16 protein-coding genes are annotated in these 18,311 nt (G+C 69.1%); 11 read left to right on the top strand and 5 right to left on the bottom strand.

The window, feature by feature from the left end; all coding sequences use genetic code 11:
* Window positions 1-15: 15 nt before the first annotated feature.
* The 3 genes from ACGFH6_RS19250 to ACGFH6_RS19240 are packed head-to-tail and all read left to right on the top strand — an operon-like array spanning window position 16 to window position 4,066.
* Complete coding sequence (locus ACGFH6_RS19250; RefSeq protein ID WP_393386723.1) at window positions 16-807, top strand: SDR family NAD(P)-dependent oxidoreductase; 792 nt, start codon at window positions 16-18, stop codon at window positions 805-807.
* Window positions 804-2,018, top strand: coding sequence for an enolase C-terminal domain-like protein (locus tag ACGFH6_RS19245; protein WP_393385380.1), 1,215 nt, complete (start codon window positions 804-806; stop codon window positions 2,016-2,018). The genes ACGFH6_RS19250 and ACGFH6_RS19245 overlap by 4 nt, the downstream gene beginning before the upstream one ends.
* Window positions 2,015-4,066, top strand: a complete 2,052-nt coding sequence (locus ACGFH6_RS19240) for a hypothetical protein (protein ID WP_393385378.1) — start codon at window positions 2,015-2,017, stop codon at window positions 4,064-4,066. Before ACGFH6_RS19245 ends, ACGFH6_RS19240 begins: the two co-directional genes overlap by 4 nt.
* 398 nt (window positions 4,067-4,464) lie before the next feature.
* Here ACGFH6_RS19240 and ACGFH6_RS19235 read toward each other — a convergent pair whose 3' ends face one another.
* Window positions 4,465-5,133, bottom strand: a complete 669-nt coding sequence (locus ACGFH6_RS19235) for a GntR family transcriptional regulator (protein WP_393385376.1) — start codon at window positions 5,131-5,133, stop codon at window positions 4,465-4,467.
* 98 nt (window positions 5,134-5,231) lie between these two features.
* Here ACGFH6_RS19235 and ACGFH6_RS19230 point away from each other — a divergent pair, with 98 nt between their 5' ends.
* Together ACGFH6_RS19230 and ACGFH6_RS19225 are read left to right on the top strand one after the other, a co-directional pair.
* Window positions 5,232-6,356, top strand: coding sequence for a phage tail tip lysozyme (locus tag ACGFH6_RS19230; RefSeq protein WP_393385374.1), 1,125 nt, complete (start codon window positions 5,232-5,234; stop codon window positions 6,354-6,356).
* Window positions 6,349-6,945, top strand: coding sequence for a PEGA domain-containing protein (locus tag ACGFH6_RS19225; protein WP_393385372.1), 597 nt, complete (start codon window positions 6,349-6,351; stop codon window positions 6,943-6,945). Before ACGFH6_RS19230 ends, ACGFH6_RS19225 begins: the two co-directional genes overlap by 8 nt.
* Here the strand turns inward: ACGFH6_RS19225 and ACGFH6_RS19220 are convergent.
* Entirely contained in the window at window positions 6,929-7,801 is an 873-nt protein-coding gene (locus tag ACGFH6_RS19220; RefSeq protein WP_393385370.1) for a dimethylarginine dimethylaminohydrolase family protein, read from the bottom strand. The two genes, ACGFH6_RS19225 and ACGFH6_RS19220, sit on opposite strands and share 17 nt — an antisense overlap.
* A 166-nt stretch (window positions 7,802-7,967) precedes the next feature.
* Between ACGFH6_RS19220 and hisC the strand changes: the two genes are divergently transcribed.
* The gene (gene hisC / locus ACGFH6_RS19215; protein WP_393385368.1) at window positions 7,968-9,047 is read left to right on the top strand and encodes a histidinol-phosphate transaminase; all 1,080 of its coding nucleotides are present in this window, start codon (window positions 7,968-7,970) and stop codon (window positions 9,045-9,047) included.
* Window positions 9,044-9,769, top strand: coding sequence for an SDR family NAD(P)-dependent oxidoreductase (locus ACGFH6_RS19210; RefSeq protein ID WP_393385366.1), 726 nt, complete (start codon window positions 9,044-9,046; stop codon window positions 9,767-9,769). Before hisC ends, ACGFH6_RS19210 begins: the two co-directional genes overlap by 4 nt.
* 154 nt (window positions 9,770-9,923) lie before the next feature.
* Here the strand turns inward: ACGFH6_RS19210 and ACGFH6_RS19205 are convergent, their stop codons facing one another.
* Window positions 9,924-10,514, bottom strand: a complete 591-nt coding sequence (locus tag ACGFH6_RS19205; RefSeq protein WP_131364996.1) for a hypothetical protein — start codon at window positions 10,512-10,514, stop codon at window positions 9,924-9,926.
* Window positions 10,515-11,005: 491 nt separating this feature from the next.
* Complete coding sequence (locus ACGFH6_RS19200) at window positions 11,006-11,947, bottom strand: EamA family transporter (protein ID WP_393385364.1); 942 nt, start codon at window positions 11,945-11,947, stop codon at window positions 11,006-11,008.
* A gap of 164 nt (window positions 11,948-12,111) precedes the next feature.
* Between ACGFH6_RS19200 and ACGFH6_RS19195 the strand changes: the two genes are divergently transcribed.
* The 4 genes from ACGFH6_RS19195 (at window position 12,112) to ACGFH6_RS19180 (ending at window position 17,328) form a co-directional block, all read left to right on the top strand.
* A complete protein-coding gene (locus ACGFH6_RS19195; protein ID WP_393385362.1) occupies window positions 12,112-13,311 on the top strand; it encodes a phytase in 1,200 nt (399 codons plus the stop codon).
* A 341-nt stretch (window positions 13,312-13,652) separates the two neighbouring features.
* Window positions 13,653-14,819, top strand: coding sequence for a pyruvate dehydrogenase (acetyl-transferring) E1 component subunit alpha (gene pdhA / locus ACGFH6_RS19190; RefSeq protein WP_393385360.1), 1,167 nt, complete (start codon window positions 13,653-13,655; stop codon window positions 14,817-14,819).
* On the top strand, window positions 14,819-15,796 hold the full coding sequence (locus tag ACGFH6_RS19185; RefSeq protein WP_393385358.1) for an alpha-ketoacid dehydrogenase subunit beta: 978 nt from the start codon (window positions 14,819-14,821) through the stop codon (window positions 15,794-15,796). The genes pdhA and ACGFH6_RS19185 overlap by 1 nt, the downstream gene beginning before the upstream one ends.
* Window positions 15,796-17,328, top strand: coding sequence for a dihydrolipoamide acetyltransferase family protein (locus ACGFH6_RS19180; RefSeq protein WP_393385356.1), 1,533 nt, complete (start codon window positions 15,796-15,798; stop codon window positions 17,326-17,328). Before ACGFH6_RS19185 ends, ACGFH6_RS19180 begins: the two co-directional genes overlap by 1 nt.
* 46 nt (window positions 17,329-17,374) lie before the next feature.
* On the opposite strand, the gene ACGFH6_RS19175 is transcribed toward ACGFH6_RS19180, so the two are convergent.
* Entirely contained in the window at window positions 17,375-18,301 is a 927-nt protein-coding gene (locus tag ACGFH6_RS19175; RefSeq protein ID WP_393385354.1) for an NADP-dependent oxidoreductase, read from the bottom strand.
* Window positions 18,302-18,311: the final 10 nt, after the last annotated feature.

Raw genomic sequence — 18,311 nt, 5'->3', positions numbered from 1 at the left:
ACCTTCGGTGGCGAAGTGCAAAGCGCCGCCTCCGGCGGCGGGGGTGGGGGGCGCCGCACAGTCGTGGTCACGGGTGGGGCTGCCGGGATCGGACGGGGTGCTGTGGAACGGTTTGTCGCCGCCGGTGATCAGGTGGTTGCCCTGGACCGGGATGCGGATGCCCTCGGTGCCCTCGAGGACGAGCTGGGTGTTCGGGGGATCGCGGTCGATGTTGGTGACCGGGGTGCCTTGGCAGGAGCTGCGGAGCAGCTCGACAGCGTGGATGTGTTGGTGTGTGCGGCTGGGATCCAGCGGTACGGGACTGTTGTCGACACACCGCCTTCCGTCTTCGATGAAGTGATGGCGGTGAACGTCGGCGGGGTGTTCTTCGCCTGTCAGGCGTTTGTGCCGAAGCTCCCACGCGGCGGGAGCGTTGTGGTGGTTTCCTCGGTGCAGGCCTACGCCGCGCAGACGAGTGTGGCGGCGTACTCGATGGGGAAGGGCGCGTTGCTCAGCCTGGTGCGGGCGATGGCGGTCGACCACGCCGCGGACGGGATCCGGGTGAACGCGGTCTGTCCGGGCTCGGTCGACACCCCGATGCTGCGGACGTCGGCGGCACAGTTCGGTGGCGGGCGATCGACCGACGAGGTGGTCGCCGAGTGGGGTCGCTCGCATCCGCTCGGCCGGGTGGCGACACCCGGAGAAGTTGCCGAGGTCATCCATTTCCTGGCCTCGCCGGGTGCCGCGTTCGTCACCGGCGCGGATGTGAAGGTGGACGGCGGGCTGACCGCCGGACTGGCCGTCGTACTGCCGGAGGACGCCAAGTGAAGATCGTCGACATCCGCGCCACCACCGTCACGATGCCGCTCGAGGCACCGCTGCGGCACAGTAACGGCGCGCACTGGGGACGGTTCGTCCGGACCGTCGTCGAGGTCGAGGCCGACAACGGCCTGATCGGCCTGGGCGAGATGGGCGGCGGCGGCCAGAGCGCCGAGGCCGCCGTCACCGGACTCAAGCCCTACCTGATCGGCCATGACCCGGCCCGAACCGAGGCGTTGCGCTGGATGCTCGCCAACCCGACCGCGAGCCTCTACAACAACCGGACCCAGCTGCTCGCCGCGATCGAGTTCGCCTGCCTCGACCTGCAGGGCCGGGAGCTCGGCGTACCCGTGCACGAACTGCTCGGCGGCAAGGTCCGCGATCGGGTCGAGTTCGCCAGCTATCTGTTCTTCCGGCACCCGGCCGACGACGGCACCGGCGAGATCCGGACTGCCGAGCAACTGGTGGACCACGCGCGGTCGCTCGTCGACGAGCACGGCTTCCGCGTCCACAAGCTGAAGGGCGGCGTGTTCCCGCCGGACTACGAGCGGGAGTGTTTCCGCGCGCTCGCCGAGGCGTTCCCCGGGCATCGGGTCCGGTTCGACCCGAACGGCGCGTTCAGCGTCGAAGAGGCGATCCGGTTCGCCCGCGGCATCGAGGACCTCGACAACGACTACCTCGAGGACCCGACCTGGGGCCTGAACGGCATGCGGCGGGTCCGCCAGAACACCCCGATCCCGCTCGCCACCAACACCGTGGTCGTGAATTTCGAGCAGCTCGCCGCGAACGTGCTCGACCCGGCCGTCGACGTCATCCTGCTGGACACCACGTTCTGGGGCGGTATCCGGCCGTGCATCAAGGCGGCCGGCGTCTGCGAGACCTTCCAGCTCGGGGTTGCCGTGCACTCCTCCGGCGAGCTCGGCATCCAGCTGGCGACGATGCTGCACCTGGGCGCCGTGGTTCCGAACCTGGCCTTCGCCGCGGACGCGCACTACCACCACCTGCGCGACGACATCATTGTCGGAGGCAAGCTTCCGTACGACGGCGGGACGATCGCCGTACCGGAGGCTCCCGGGCTCGGGGTCGAGCTGGACCGCGACAAGCTGGCCGAGTACGCCGAACTGTTCCGCGAGCTCGGCCCCTACCCGTACGACCGTGACCCGGCCAGGCCGGACTGGTACCCCCTGCTCCCGAACACCGATTGGGCCGATCCTTCGTGACCATCCCGCGCAGCGCCGATCTGGCGAGCGACGTTCTGACCCACACGTACGACGACATGTTCAACCCGCCCGGGCTGACGAACTTCCTCGGCACCGCACAGGTCGATCTGGACGTGTTCGCGGTCCGCAGCGTGAACTTCCCGCCGTACTCGCACGGCGACTGCATCACCGGTCAGCTGTACGTCGACGGCCGGCTGGCCCGGTCGTACGGCGGCACGGTCGAAGTGGTGTGGCGGCCGGACTGCGTGGTGCGGTCGACGACGGTCGACGGGCTCGACCTGCGGTCGACCACCGCGTGTGCGCCCGGTCGCCCGGCGGTCGTCGTACAGCTGGAGGTTTCCGGGACACCAGGGCGCTCGGTGCGTCTGGGTCTTGCACTGGACAGTACGGCGACTCGTTCGCCGAGCGGCTGGCTGAGGCCGGAGCCGCCGTCGGAGCCGAACACATTGCGTGCCGACGGCGAACGTGTCGTCGGAACAGGGGAGTCCGGGTCCGCGGTGAGTGTGCAGGGCCTCGACGTACCGGGTGCCGTGGACCGGTCGATGCTCGAAGCAACGATCACGCTGGACTCGTCGGGTCGTGGCCGGTTGGCGTACGTCCATGTGCTGGCGGGTGACCTGGCTGAGGCTTCCGCGCATTTCGAGGCGTGTGTGGCCGACGTACCCGCGGTGATCGAGGACGCGGAACGCCTGTGGGACAAGGCGTTGGCGGATGCGTTCGACCCTTCGAGTGATGGCTTCAGTGGGTCGCTGCCGATTCTGGAGACGTCGAACGAGGCGTTGCGGAAGCTGTACTGGTGGGGCGTGCTCGGGGTGATCTGGTTCCGGCGGGACAACCCGGCCAGCGTGCTCGGACGGACCTACGACACGTTGATGCCGCGGTACTGGCAGACCACGACCTTCATCTGGGACTACAGCCTCTCGTCGCTGACCCACGCGCTGCTCGACCCGGCGCCGATGCGCAAGCACATCGAGCACTGGATCGACCTCGACACCCACGCGCACTTCGGCACCGAGTGGCTCACCGGCGGGCCGGTCGGGTACTGGTACTCGGTCAACGACTTCGCCATGACCCGACTGGTGCGGGACTACGTCCGTTTCACCGGGGACGCCGGGTTCCTGGACACCGAGGTGGGCCGGGAAGTGGCGCACAAGCCGGTCGGCGAGCATCTGCACGACTGGGCCACAGCCTGGCGCGGACTGCGCGGCAAGCACGCGCTGGCGGACTACGGCGGCATCGACAACCTGATGGAGTGCGTCAGCAGCTACGTGCACGAGGTCGCGAGCTTCAACGCTGCCAACGTGTGGTGCATGCGCGTCGCGGCCGAGGTGGCTTCGCGCTCTGGTGACGAGGATCGGGCGGCGTTGCTGCGCAAGGAGGCCGACGAGCAGGTCCGTCACCTCAACGAGCTGTACATCGAGGGCAGAGGCTTCTGGCACGCACGGCAGCCCGACGGCGCGATGATCCCGGTGCGGCACTGCTACGACTTCAACATCGTCGGTACGACGATCGCCGCCGACCTCTCGGAGAACCAGCGGACCGAGATGGTCGACTTCTTCCAGCGAGAGCTGCAGACCCCGACGTGGATGCGCGCACTCTCGCCGTACGACGCCGACGCGGCCTTCAGCGTGCGGCCGGATCACCAGTGGAACGGTGCCTATCCGGCTTGGCCGGCTGATGCCGGTCGTGCGTTGTTCCAGCTGGGGCGGGCGGACGTCGTACTCGAGTGGCTGCCCGGCCTGGCGAAGTCGGCCAACCAGGGGCCGACAGGTCAGGCGCACTTCGTCGAGGAAGCGGCTCCGCCGATGGCCGGTGGTGCGCGCAAGTCGCCGCCGCAGTTCCCGTACCTGATCGATTGGTCCTGCTCGTCGTCCGGCTCTTGGGTGAGCCTGGTCCTGGAGGGTGTCTTCGGTGTCGAGGTCGGCCTCGACGGCACGGTCACCGCGAACCCGCAGGTCGCCGCCCTGGACCCCGACGCCCGCCTCACCGGCCTCCGCGTCGGCTCCACCACCTACGACATCACCGCCACCGGCGCCCAGATCGCCTGAACGCTCTCCGCCCCCGTCTCATGGGCGGACCCATCCCACATGGGGGCCGACCCACCGAATCCGGCTGACCACCCCCGCCCCGCCCATCCACCCGTCCCGCGCTGGTGGGTCTACCTATGAGCGTGTGGGTTGGCCAGGCGCGTGCGGTGGGCCAACCCACCCGCGGATGGGTCCACTCACCAAATCCGGCTGGCCACCCCGCCCCGCCCGCCCACCCGTCCCGCGCTGGTGGGTCTACCTATGAGCGTGTGGGTTGGCCAGGCGCGTGCGGTGGGCCAACCCACCCGCGGGTGGGTCCACCCACCAGAGCAGGACGGGACTGGGCGGGTCGGGCGTGGGTCGGGCGAGGGCAGGGTGGGCGAGGGGAGGGCAGGGTGGGCGAGGGCGGGGTGGGGTGGTCAGGCGTGGGGTAGGGCGATGGCCTCGAGGAGGGACTCCTCGGCGCCGGCGAGGTGACGGCGGAGCTCCTCGACGCATTCGTCCAGCTCGCCGCGTTCGAGCAGCCGGACCAGCTTGCGGTGGGACGCGACCTGTTGGCGCGCGTCCTGCCGCAACGCGTCCACGCGGGCCAGTGCGAGTCGTGCCTCGCCGGTGACCGAGTCGGCGGTCGCGATGAGCCGCTCGCTGCCGGTGAGCGCGACCAGGCTGCGGTGGATCGCCAGGTGCGTCTCCGTCATCGCCTCCGGGTCCGCGCCGTCCTTGGCGGTCGCGGCGAACGTCCGCATCGCCTCCCGGACCCGCTCGCGCGCGGCCTCGTCCGCGTCGAACCAAGCCCGGATCCCGGCCGACTCCAGCACGAACCGGGCCCGGCAGATGTCCGCCACCGCGTCCGGGTGCAGGATCGCGACGCTCACGCCCTTGTTCGGCTCGCGGACCGCCAGGCCCTCGGTGACCAGCATGGTCATCGCCTCACGAACGGTGCTCCGGGCAACGCCCAGTGCCTCGGCCAGCGGCTGCTCGCGCAACGGCGTACCGGGCTCGAGGTCGCCGGCGAACAGGGCGGAGCGCAGGGCATCGACCACCCGGTCCACTGTCGTCGAGCGATCCACTCGCAGCCGTTCGTACATAGGGAGATTCTCGTCCAGGCAGGGTCCGTTGTCGCGCCCGGCACCCCCCTGTGGATAACTCGCGACGCGTAGAGGCCCCTTTCAGGCAGGATTTTCGGGTGGGTGACATCAAGGTCGTGCCGATCATCGGCGGCGTCGTGGCGGCGCTGTTCCTGCCGCTGCTGATCGTGCTGGCGCTGATCGTCGTCGGCCTGGCCGGGATGGATACGGCGCAGGCGCAGTGCGATCCGACCGGCCTGACGGGCAAGGGCAATCAGCAGCAGGCCTTCAACTTCTTCGTCTCGGCCGGCTACAGCAAGGAGCAGGCCGCGGGCGTGATCGGCAACCTGATCACCGAGTCCAGCGTCGAGCCCACACTGCGGCAGGGCGATCTGCCTGGGATGGTCACGCATCCGGCTGACGTGGTCGACAGCTCGCTCGGGTGGGGCCTGGTGCAGTGGACTCCGGCGGGGAAGCTGATCAAGCCGGCCCGGGACGCGGGAGTCGACGACGCGACGATCGAGTCGCTGGAGTTCCAGCTGGACTTTCTCAAGGACCAACTCGAGGGTGACGGGCCGGTGCCGGAGAAGGCCGCTGGTGACCAGCTGAAGGCCGCCACGACCGTCGACGAGGCGACGTTTGCCTTCGGCTACCACTTCGAGCGCTTCGCTGATCGCGACGACCTGGCTGGTGCCAACTGGGCCCAGCGCAAGGCGGACGCCCGCACCGTCCTGGAGCGGTACGGCGCGGGCTCTCGCGGAGGCGACTGCGCCAAGGCCGGGGACGGTGACATCGTGCAGGCCGCGCTCACCCTCGCCTGGGACACCCCGGGCCACGGCCACGACCCGAAACCGGGGTATGCGGCGGCCGAGGCGGCGTACAACGGCTCCAAGGGGTACGACGAGTTGACCGACTGCGGTGTCTTCGTGGCGACCGTGATGGTGATGAGTGGAGCCGACACGGACTACGTACGCCGGCTGACCAGTAGCCAGCGGGAGTACGTGCGATCTTCCGCGAAGTACGAGGTGTTCGAGGACCTGACCAACGAAGGGCAGTTGCGACCCGGCGACATCTTCGTGCACGACGGGCACACGTTCATCTACACCGGCAACTACACCGGCGGCGACGGGAAAACGTATAACGCGGCGTCGGCCTCGCTGACCGAGCATGTGCCGGAGGCGTCGCGCGTGTACTTCTCCGACTCGCGCGGCCACTACACCGTCGCGCGGAGGTCAGATGGCTGAGAAGTTGTGGATCGCCTTCGGTGTCATCGCGTTGTTGATCGGTGGCTTCGTGGTGTTCCGTGGGGACGCGGAGCACACGCTGACCATCACGTCGATCCCGAGCGACCTCACCCTGACGCTGGACGGCCGGCAGATCCCGGCGAACGGCGACGTCGCGGTGAAGGCCGGCCGGCACAGGTTGATCGGCGAGCGGCACAGGTTCGAGACCTACACCGAGACCGTCGAGGTTCACGCGGACGCCGGTTACAAGATGTACTTGTTCGCCAACGACGCCGAGGGCCGAGCCTGGGAGACGGCTCATCCCGCCCAGGTGCTGGAGACGGAGGCCGACGCCGGCCGCCGGTTCGACGAGCTCAATGGACGGCTCGAGGCGAAGTACCCGCTGCTGCGGGAGCTGCCCTTCGTCGGCCGCGGCTTCACCATCGACCAGGGCGTCTCCCGGGCTCATCCGGGAGACCCCGAGCACCTCGCCTTCTACATCAAGCTGACCTATCCCGAGGGACGCAAGAACGCCCACGACTGGCTCACCGGCCACGGGTACGACCCCGACGACCTCGAACTCGTCTACACGGTCAGTCCGGGAGGATGAGCTCGCCGCCCGGGGTGGTGATGGAGTGCAGCGGGAAGTCGAGCGGGTTGGTCAGGCACCGGGCCGACCCGCCGGCCTTGTGGAACTCGGTGAGGTCGAGGACGACCACGCGCAGTCCGAGTCCGGTGAGTACGTCGTGCAGGCGCGACGAGCAGGCCGGCATGATGATCGTCTCGTTCACCACGATCGAGTTGCCGCTGAACGCGAACGCCTCGTCGTCGGTCAGCACGATCGGGTCCGGCACGAGGTCGAACAGCGCCGTCTGGCTCGCCGCGTCGAACGCCGCCGGGTAAACCATCGCGTGGGTGCTGTCGACCGGGCAGAACGGCAGGTCGAGGTGGTACATCCCCTCGTGGGCGATCCGCAGCCCGCGGACGCGGACGTTCCACTCGGTGGCCAGGTGCTTCAGGGCGTCCGCCTCGGTGCGCGGACCGTAGCCGACGACCAGGCTGTCGCCGAACACGAACGCGTCGCCGGACTCGAAGTGCGGCCCGACTCCGTCGCTGCCGGGCCGGCCGAGTGCGAACCCCTGCCCGGCGAACCAGTCACCCGCGGTCAGCGACTCTTTCCGGCGCGGCTCGAACCGCATGTGCGAGAGCATCGCCCGGCCGTCCGCCGCCGCGAGGCCCAGGTTCATCGCGTAGACCATGTCCGGCGAGTCCGGCCGCTGCGGCAGCACCTCGACCTCACCGCCGGCGTCCACGATCGCCTGCCGCAGCGAGTCCCACTGCTTCAGCGCCAGCTCGGGATCCGGCTGGTCGTTCGTCGACATGTAGGGGTTGATCACGTAGTCGATCCGGAAGTGGTCCGGACGGACCATCAGATACCGGCGACCCCACTCCAGCGGCTGACCCATGAACACCCTCCGATGACTGTTGAGACCTGCTGCCAGATCCCCTGATTGTCCGACAATCAGTCAGTGTGCAGTCCAGAATCGGTCCGCGCAACATGGGCATTCGCGGGGCCTCCGGTGTGACCCGGTCAGGGTGGCCGGAGGGTGCGGTAAGGATTAACCTGCGGGCATGACCCCTGACAACGAGGTTCGCTTCCGCGGGTGCCTTGACGACGTGGCGGCTTACAAGCCCGGTCGTCCGCCCGCGCGCTCCGACGGCCGGCCGACGTACAAGTTGTCCAGCAACGAGAACCCGTACCCGCCACTGCCCGGCGTACTGGCCGCAGCCACCGAGGCCGCGGCGCAGATGAACCGCTACCCGGACATGGGTGCGGTCGACCTGCTCGAGGCCTTGTCGGCACGGTTCGGCGTACCGGTGAGCGACCTCGCTGTCGGGACCGGGTCCGTCGCGCTGCTCTACCACCTGCTGCAGGCCGCGGTGTCCGAGGGTGACGAGGTGGTCTACGCCTGGCGCTCGTTCGAGGCGTACCCGATCGCCGTCCAGCTGACCGGCGCGACCTCGGTCCAGGTTCCGCTGACCGCCGACGCGCGGCACGACTTCAAGGCGATGGAGGCCGCGATCACCGAGCGGACCAAGGTCGTCCTGGTCTGTACGCCGAACAACCCGACCGGCCCGGTGGTCCGCGGGGACGAGTTGCTCGCGTTCCTGGACGCCGTACCGCGGGATGTCCTGGTCGTGCTGGACGAGGCGTACCGCGAGTTCGTCCGAGAGCCGGGTGTCGTCGACGGTGTCGAGGTGTATCGGGACCGGCCGAACGTCGTCTTACTGCGGACCTTCTCCAAGGCGTACGGGCTGGCCGGCTTCCGGGTCGGCTATGCGATCGGACACCCCGAGGTGGTCGCCGCGATCCGGAAGTGTGCGTTGCCGTTCGGGGTCAGCCACGTCGCGCAGGCCGCCGCGATCGCGTCGCTGGCCGTCGAGGACGAGTTGCTGGAACGAGTCGAGGCGCTGGTTGGCGAGCGGACCCGGGTCGTCGAGGAGCTGCGCGCCGCGGGTTGGGACGTGCCCGATTCGCAGACCAACTTCGTCTGGCTGGAGCTCGGCGAGGACACCATCGCGTTCGCCGAGGCGGTGCAGGCCGAGGGAGTCTCGATCCGTCCGTTCGCCGGTGACGGCGCCCGGATCTCCATCGGTGAACGTGAGGCGAACGACCTCTTCCTCGCGGTCGCGCGCGACTGGCGCAAGTGACGTCCGCGGCCAGGTCGCTGATCTGGATCTCGGGCGCATCGGCCGGGATCGGTGCGGCGCTGGCCGCGGCCGTGCCGTACCCGGACGCACGGGTGATCGACCTGTCCCGGCGCGGCGGAGGTCCGGCGGAACACTTCAAGGCCGACCTGTCCGATCCGGCCGACTGGGAGCGCGTCGAGAAACACTTCGAGGCGGAGCTCGCCGGGTACGACGGTGGTCGGGTCGTCTTCGTCCACAACGCCGGGACGATCACGCCGATCGGCCCGGCCCACGCGGTCGACAGCGAGGCCTACTCCAGAGCCGTACTCCTGAACTCGGTCGCACCGCAGGTGCTCGGCCGAGCCTTCCTGACCGCGACCGCCGGGCTGAGCTGCGAACGCCACCTGGTGATGCTGTCCTCCGGCGCCGCCAAGACGCCGTACGCCGGCTGGTCGTCGTACACCGCGGGCAAGGCGGCCGTCGAGCAGTGGGTCCGCACAGTGGGCGCGGAACAACCCCCTAACGGCTGCCGCGTGATCGCGGTCGCCCCTGGCGTGGTCGACACGGCCATGCAATCCGAGATCCGTTCCACCGACGAAGAGGCCTTCCCCTCCGTAGCCCGCTTCCACGCCCTCAAACAGTCCGGCTCCCTGACCACCCCCGAGACCGCCGCCACCGGCATCTGGTCCCTCCTCACCCGCGACCTCCCCAACGGCTCCTGCGTAGACCTCAGACACCTCTAGACAGGCGAAAGCCCGGCCCGCGCTGGGACGGGGGCCGGGCGTGATGCGGCGCCGGGAGGAGTGAGGCTTGCTCCCGGCGCCGCGGATGGTGCTACCGAATCAGTCACCCCACCGAGGTGGCTCTTTCGGGTCCTGCATCACTGACCAGGGAGGGTCAGTTGTTCTGCGCCGAGTCCTGCTCGCAGGTCTTCAGGGTGTCAACGGAGTTGCCGTTGTTGCCCAGGCCCAGGACGCCGCTCAGGTTGGTCAGCGGAACGTTGCCACCGATGCCGGTCGCCGACACCTCGTTGTGGCAGGCCTGGAACGGGCCGACGTTGTTGCGGCTGACGGACAGCACGCCGTTGTCGCCCATCTTGTACCACTTGCTGTTGGCCTGCTTCGAGCCCTGCTCGCAGGTCTTGACAGCGGTGACCGAGTTGCCGTTGTTCCAGAAGCCGACGACGCCGACGACGTCGCTGGCCGGGACGTTGCCGCCGATGCCGGTGCCCGAGCCGAACAGGTGGCAGGCCTGGAACGGGCCGACGTTGTTGTCGTCAACGGCCACGAGGCCGCCGTCCTTCTTCACGCCGTACCAGCCCTTGTGGCCGTAGGCCTTGCTGGCCAGCGACGCGGCGTCGGCCAGGCCGGTGTCCTGAGCCTTCTGCTGCGTGTCGTCGAGAACGTTCGCGCTCACAACGGTAGCCAGGCCCAGCGTGGCGACAGTCGCCACTGCCGCGGCAGCGGCGATCTTGCGAGTTACCTGCATTATGCCAGGTTTCCTTTCGGGTTTGACGGATTCGTCTTAGTGGTAACGACACCTGGCGGGACCGGTTACAAACTTTTTTGTCAGCTATTGCGTCCGTGCGCGCCCCCATAGGTGGGACGTGATGAGTTCCCTGACGGCGCAGCAAACCCGCTCTGACCAGGCAACTTGCCGCCGGCGAGGGCTGTCGCCGAACCGATCGGCAGTTGATGCGGAATCGGCCGTAACCGAACCCGGAGTACGTCGTTGAGTCTGCGCGGGTGACGGATCAAACCCGGTGAATCGGAAGATTGTTTTCGGTGGGCTCGGTGGTCGCCGAACGAGCAATACCATGATGAATCGGAAATCGTTGAACCATTGCCGGAGTTTCGCGCCGTGTTTTTTCGGGGCAGGGTGCCGGCCGGCAAACCATGGCCCGCTGCCGCGCGCATCGGCAGCGGTGGGAGACCCGGGTCCTCAGGGGCCCGGGTTCTTCCGTCTGGAGGAAGAAGCCGTCAGGTCCGCAGTCGCCGCTCGGCGGTGACCACGAGCGCGACGCCGAGGATGATCACCGCGCCGCCGAGCAGGATCTGCCAGGTGATGTGCTCGTCGAGGATCAGCCATCCGAGCAGTACGGCGACCGCCGGGTTCACGTACGCGTAGGTGCCGATCAGCGAGATCGGCGCGTTCGCGAGCAGGTACGAGTAGGCGGAGTACGCGAGCAGCGAGCCGAACACGATCAGGTAGCCGAGCGCCAGCCAGCCGGATCCGTCGATCCGGTCGAGGTGCAACCGGCCGGGCTCGCCGCGGACCACGCCGATCAGGACCATCGCCGTACCGCCGAAGACCATCTCGTACAGAGCAGTCACCAGCGGATCGCGCGGCAGGCCGAGGCGCGGGGCGAACCGCGAGCCGGTGGCCCAGCAGATCGTGCCCACCACCAGGATCGCGACCGACAGCGGCTTCGCGCTCGTGTTGCCACCGGACAACGCGAGCAGCGCCGCCCCGCCGAATCCGATCAGTACGCCGAGCCACGTCAAGCCGCGTGGACGCTCGCCACCGCCGACGCGCAACAGCATCAGCCAGAGCGGGATCGCGGCCACCAGCAGCGCCGCCAGGCCCGACGGCACGGTCTGCTCCGCGATCGCGACCGCACCGTTGCCGAAGGCAAGCAACAGGATGCCGACCGTGGCCGCGCCGAGTGCCTCCCGGCGGGTGATCCTCAGCCGCCGCCAGCCCGACTTCAGGCTGAGCGCCGCGGCCAGCAGCAGGGCCGCGGTGAGGAACCGGGTCGCCATCCCGAGCATCGGCGGGATCTCCGCGTCCACAACCACCCGGATGCCCAGGTAGGTCGAACCCCAGACGACGTACACGACCGCGAGCGCGGTCCAGATCATCGCGCTCGAGGCGGGCCGGGCGCCGGCGTCGGGCACTGCGGCCGGGGCAGATGCGGCCATCCGGAGCCTCCTCGGCTGTCAGGGGTGTCATGCAAAGACGATGCTTACGCTAAGCGGGCGGGCGTCGCCGCGCAAGCCGGTTTCCAGTCAGCAATCCGCTGTTTCCCGCCAGTCCATCAGCACCGGGCAGTCTGCGCCGTACTGCCGATGGTGAGGAGAGTTGGATGCGGATCGCCGGTGTCACGCTTGCTGCGATGGTCGTCACGCTGGGTGTCCAGCCGGCGTATGCCACTGGGCTCACGGAGGTGACCGCGGTCGCCGAGACCGCGCCGAACTGGGACGACGAGGCCGGCGGCAACGCCAACGCCGACGACCCGGCCATCTGGATCGACGTCAAGCACCCCGAGCGCAGCGTCGTCCTCGGGACGCTGAAGAACGGCGGGCTGACCGTGTTCGACCTCGCCGGCAAGGAGGTCCAGCACATCGCGACACCGCCTCCGCCTGCGCCGGGTCAGGAGCCGGGACGCTTCAACAACGTCGACCTGGTCGGCAACCTTGCGGTCGTCACCGACCGCGGCCGCGACCAGCTCAGGACGTACGCCGTCAAGGCCGGGCGACTGACCGACGTGACGAGCGCCAAGGCGCCGCTGGTGTTCAGCAAGGACACCGACGAGGTCCAGGACCAGCACACGGCGTACGGCTTGGCGGCCACCGAGATCCACGGACAGCCGGTCGTCGCGGTGACGCGGCGCAGCGAGACCCGGGTCGGCTTCTTCCGGCTCGTCCCCGACGGCCACGGCAAGATCACCTATCGCCCGATCGGCAACGTCGACCTGCCGAGCAGCTTCCGGCTGAGCGACGGCAGCACCTGGTCGCCGTGCGAGGAGCCCGGCGACCGCCCGCAGCTCGAGGGCATGGTCTTCGACCGCACCACCAACGACCTGTACGCCGCCCAGGAGGACGTCGGCGTCTGGCGCATCCCGCAGCATGGCAAGCCCGAGCTGGTGGAGAAGGTCCGCGAGTACGGCCAGCCGGCGGCGTACGACGAGGAGACCGAGGAGTGCGCGCCGACCGGGCCGGTCAGCCGGGAGGCCGGGAAGTACCTCAGCGCGGACGCCGAGGGTCTGACGATCGCCTACGAGCACGGCAAACGAATCATGTACGCGTCCAGCCAGGGTGACTCGACGTTCGCGTCGTACCGGATGGACGGGCGGCGGCTGGTCTACCGCGCCGGCTTCCAGGTGGTCGACGGTCCGGCGGCCGACGGCGTACAGCACAGTGACGGTGCGGCGGTGACCACGCATCCGCTCGGGCCGCGGTTCCCGCACGGTCTGTTCGCTGTGCATGACGGCGAGAACACGCCTGGTGACGGTGATCGCGAGGGCACGAACTTCAAGCTCGTCCGGCTCGAGAAGCTGCCCTGATCGCAACGCAGTTGTGACAGATGCTGTCGGGGCTGCAGGTTTCTGTAATATGAGCGTGGAGATATGACCAGTGGGTGGACTGGTGTCTCGTGCCAGGACCGGTTTCGGTACCGGCGTACCCGCGAGCGTCCAGACAGTTAGCCGGATCAGGCACCCGCTGGGTACGGTGTCCCGCAAGTAATACAGCCAGGCAGGCCGGTGAGGAGGTCTACTGGTAGTAGTGCCAGTGCATCAACCCTGGATCCACGCGGTCCTGCCTGCGAAGCCTCACCCGGCTGAAGGGGCCGGCCCGCGCAACGTTGCGGTCGCGGCGATCCCGCGCTCGAACCCGAGGAGTGCATGTGAGTGAGTCGGTGCCGGGGATCACCCCGGAAGTGTTCGCGCCCGTCGAGGCGCCGGTCAGTCCGCCCCAGGCCTCCGAGGAGGTCGAGTTCGTCCAGCTGCTGACGCCCGAAGGTGAGCGCGTCGAGCACCCGGACTACTCGTTCGACCTCGACGACGAGGCGATCAAGGGCTTCTACCGGGACATGACCCTGGTCCGCCGGATCGACACCGAGGCCACCGCCCTGCAGCGGCAGGGTGAGCTCGGTCTCTGGGCGTCGCTGCTCGGCCAGGAGGCCGCGCAGATCGGCTCCGGCCGCGCCCTGAACTCCAAGGACATGGTCTTCCCGACCTACCGCGAGCACGGCGTCGCCTTTTGCCAGGGCGTCGACCCGCTGCGGCTGCTCGGTCTGTTCCGCGGCGTCGACCAGGGTGCCTGGGACCCGCGCGAGAACAACTTCCACCTGTACACGATCGTGATCGGCGCGCAGACGCTGCACGCGACCGGGTACGCGATGGGCCAGCAGCGTGACCACGCCATCGGCGACGCCGAGAACGGCGAGGCGACGATCGCGTACTTCGGCGACGGCGCCAGCAGCCAGGGCGACGTGAACGAGGCGTTCATCTGGGCCTCGGTCTTCAACGCGCCGGTCGTGTTCTTCTGCCAGAACAACCAGTGGGCCATCTCCGAGCCGATCGACCGGCAGACCCGGATCCCGCTGTACCAGCGCGCGGCCGGCTTCGGCTTCCCCGGCGTCCGCGTCGACGGCAACGACGTACTCGCGACGTACGCCGTCTCCCAGCAGGCGCTGAAGCGGGCCCGGGAAGGCAGCGGCCCGACCCTGATCGAGGCCTACACGTACCGGATGGGTGCCCACACCACCTCCGACGACCCGACGAAGTACCGCCTCAGCGAGGACCTCGAGCACTGGAAGCTGAAGGACCCGATCGAGCGGGTCCGCGCGTACCTGACTCGCACCGCCGGGGTCGACCACGACTTCTTCGACCAGATCGACGCCGAGGCCGACGAGGTCGCCGCCACGCTGCGGGCCGGCTGCCTGTCGATGCCTGACCCGGAGCTCACCGACTTCTTCGACACCGTGTACGTCGAGCAGACGCCGCAACTGGTCGAGCAGAAGGCACAGTTCGCCGCGTACGCCGCTTCGTTCGAAGGCGAGGTTCGGTGATGACGAAGATCACTCTCGGCAAGGGCATCAACGCCGGCCTCCGGGCCGCGATGGAGGCCGACCCCAAGGTCGTCGTGATGGGCGAGGACATCGGCAAGCTCGGCGGGGTCTTCCGGGTGACCGAAGGACTGCAGAAGGACTTCGGCGAGGACCGGGTGATCGACACCCCGCTGGCCGAGTCCGGCATCATCGGGACCGCGGTCGGCCTGGCGCTGCGCGGGTACCGGCCGGTCTGCGAGATCCAGTTCGACGGGTTCGTGTTCCCGGCGTACGACCAGATCATCAACCAGGTCGCGAAGATGCACTTCCGATCGCACGGCCGGATCCGGATGCCCGTCGTGATCCGGATCCCGTACGGCGGCGGCATCGGCGCGGTCGAGCACCACTCGGAGTCGCCGGAGACGCTGTTCGCGCACGTGCCCGGTCTCAAGGTGGTGTCCTGCGGCGACCCGGTCGACGCGTACTGGATGATCCAGCAGGCGATCGCCACCGACGACCCGGTGGTGTTCTTCGAGCCGAAGCGCCGCTACCACGAGAAGGCCGAGCTGGACGAGTCCGTGCCGCCGGCGCTGCCGCTGCACCAGGCAAAGGTGGTCCGCGAGGGCACTGACGCGACGCTGCTCTGCTACGGGCCGATGGTGAAGACCTGTCTTCAGGCCGCCGAGGCCGCGGTCGAGGACGGCCGGCAGCTCGAGGTCGTCGACCTGCGCACGATCTCGCCGTTCGACCTGCCGACGATCTTCGCGTCGGTGAAGAAGACGCGGCGGGCGATCGTCGTGCACGAGGCGCCGTACACGCTCGGCCCGGGTTCGGAGATCGCGGCGCGGTTGAGCGAGGAGTGCTTCTACCACCTGGAGGCGCCGGTACTGCGCGTCACCGGGTTCGACACCCCGTACCCGCCGTCGCGGATGGAAGAGGACTACCTGCCGGACCTGGACCGGGTGCTCGACGGTGTCGACCGGGTGATGGGGTACTGATGGGCATCCAGCACTTCCGCCTCCCCGACGTGGGTGAGGGTCTGGTCGAAGCCGAGATCGTCAGCTGGAAGGTCAAGCCGGGCGACACGGTCAAGCTCAACGACACCGTGGTCGAGATCGAGACCGCCAAGTCGCTGGTCGAGCTCCCGGTCCCCTTCGCCGGCACCATCGCCGAACTCCTCGTCCCTGAAGGCGAAACGGTCCCGGTCGGCACCCCCATCATCGCCGTCCAAACCGACTCCGCGGGCGACGAGACCCCACCGGCCGACGCCGGCGCCGAAGACCTCGTTCCCACGATCCCCGAGCCCGACAACGGCGGCCGCACCGCCATCCTTGTCGGCTACGGCCCCCGAACCACCGAAGCCAAACGCCGCCCCCGCAAGGCTCCCGCAGCCTCCGCCAGCTCGGCGCTGGCTCCACCTGCGGGCGGTGCTGCCCCCGCTTCAGCCCCTGCCCCAGCAGCAGTCGCTCCGGCAGCAGCCGCCCCAGCGGCGGCAGGAGCGGTGCCCGCTCCGGGTGGCTTCGCTCCGGGCGGAGCAGCCTCGGCTGCCAGTGCCGCAGCTCCGAGCGTGTCTGCGCCTACGGCGCACCTCGCGACTGATGCGCCTGGCTCCTCCACTTCCGTTGCCGGAGGCAACGGGGCGGCAGTCCATGTGCTGGCCAAGCCTCCGGTGCGGAAGCTGGCGAAAGACCTGGGGATCGACCTTGGTGTCGTGGTGCCGAGTGGCCCGGGTGGAGTGATCACTCGGGCTGACGTCGAGGCACATGTCGCGAGCGCACAGGCTGCTCCTGCTGCGGCTCCGGTGGTTGAGGTTGCGCCGGTGGTTGGTGGGCGTGGGGATACTCGGGTGGCGGTGAAGGGTGTGCAGAAGGTGATGGCGCAGGCGATGGTTGCCAGTGCGTTCACCGCGCCGCATGTGACCGAGTGGATCACCGTGGACGTCAGCGCCACCATGGAGCTGGTCGACCGGCTCAAGGGTGACAAGGCGTTCCGGGACCTCAAGGTGTCGCCGTTGCTGATCGTCGCGAAGGCGGTCACCCTGGCAGCCCGTCGTACCCCGGTCATCAACGCGGCCTGGGACGAGCCGGCGCAGGAGATCGTCTACAAGGGCGCGGTCAACCTCGGCATCGCCGCGGCCACCCCGCGCGGCCTGATCGTGCCGAACATCAAGAACGCCGACGCCCTCACGTTGCCCGAGCTCTGTGCGGCGCTGAACGACCTGGTCGCCACCGCCCGCGAGGGCAAGACCCAACCGGCGGATCAGGCCGGCGGTTCGTTCACCATCACCAACGTCGGCGTCTTCGGCGTCGACGCGGGGACGCCGATCATCAACCCGGGCGAGGCCGCGATCCTCGCCTTCGGCGCGATCCGCAAGCAGCCGTGGGTGGTGGACGACGAGATCGTCCCGCGCTGGATCACCACGCTGGCGCTGTCCTTCGACCACCGCCTGATCGACGGCGAGAAGGGCTCCACCTTCCTCGCCGATGTCGCCGGCATCCTCGAGGACCCCGCCCGCGCCCTGATGTTCTGAGTACGCCGCAAGGCCCGGGTGGACCCACCACCCGGGCCTTCGCACGTCACCGCAGTGTGAGCACCAGCTTCCCGGTCACCCGACCCGCCTCGCCCAGGCGGTGTGCGGCCGCCACCTCGTTCAGCGGGAACGTCCGCTCGACCTGCACCCGGAGCAGCCCGCGCTCGACCAGGTCGGTCAACCCGAGCAGCCCGATCCGATCCGGCTCGACCAACATCTCCGCAGTACGTACGCCGCGCGCCTCGGCATCCCGCCCAAGCTCCTCCGGGACCCCACCGAGTACGGCGACCAGCAGCCCACCCGGTCGCACGAACTCCAACCACCGCCGATCCGATTCGGTCCCCGCCAGCCCGACCACCAGGTCGAGCTCCCCGGGGTCAGCCGCCGGATCGTGGTAGTCGAGCGGCCGATCCACCCCGATCGACCGCAAGAACTCATGCTTCCCCGCACTCGCGGTCCCGACCACCTCAGCCCCACGAGCCTTGGCGATCTGCACCGCCAGATGCCCGACCCCTCCCGCGGCAGCATCAACCAGCACCCGCTGCCCAGCCTGTACGTCGGCCACTTCGACCACGCACTGCCACGCGGTGAGCCCGGCCAGGGGCAACCCAGCCGCGTCGACGTACGACATCCCCGCCGGCTTGCGTACGAACTGCCGCGACGGTGCCGTCACGTACTCCGCATAAGCCGCGGCCTCCCGCGGGAACCACGGCATCCCGAGCACCTCGTCACCGACCGCAACCCCGCTGGCTCCCACGCCGAGCTCGACCACCACGCCCGACACGTCCCAACCGAGCGTGTACGGCGGCTTGCCCAGGTACACCTCCTCCGCGCGGGTCACCCAGTCCACCGGGTTGATGCCCGCCGCATGCACCTCGACCAGCACCTCGGTCGGTCCCGGCACCGGCTTCTCGACCTCGGTCAGCTCGAGAACCTCAGGCCCGCCGAACTTCCACTGCCTCACAGATCGCATGCCTACAGCG

Origin of the sequence: Kribbella sp. NPDC049227 (genome assembly GCF_043197265.1) — a bacterium.
GTDB lineage: Bacteria > Actinomycetota > Actinomycetes > Propionibacteriales > Kribbellaceae > Kribbella.
The sequence above is the reverse complement of the archived record's forward strand: the minus strand, read 5'-3'. Positions and strand labels throughout refer to the sequence as shown.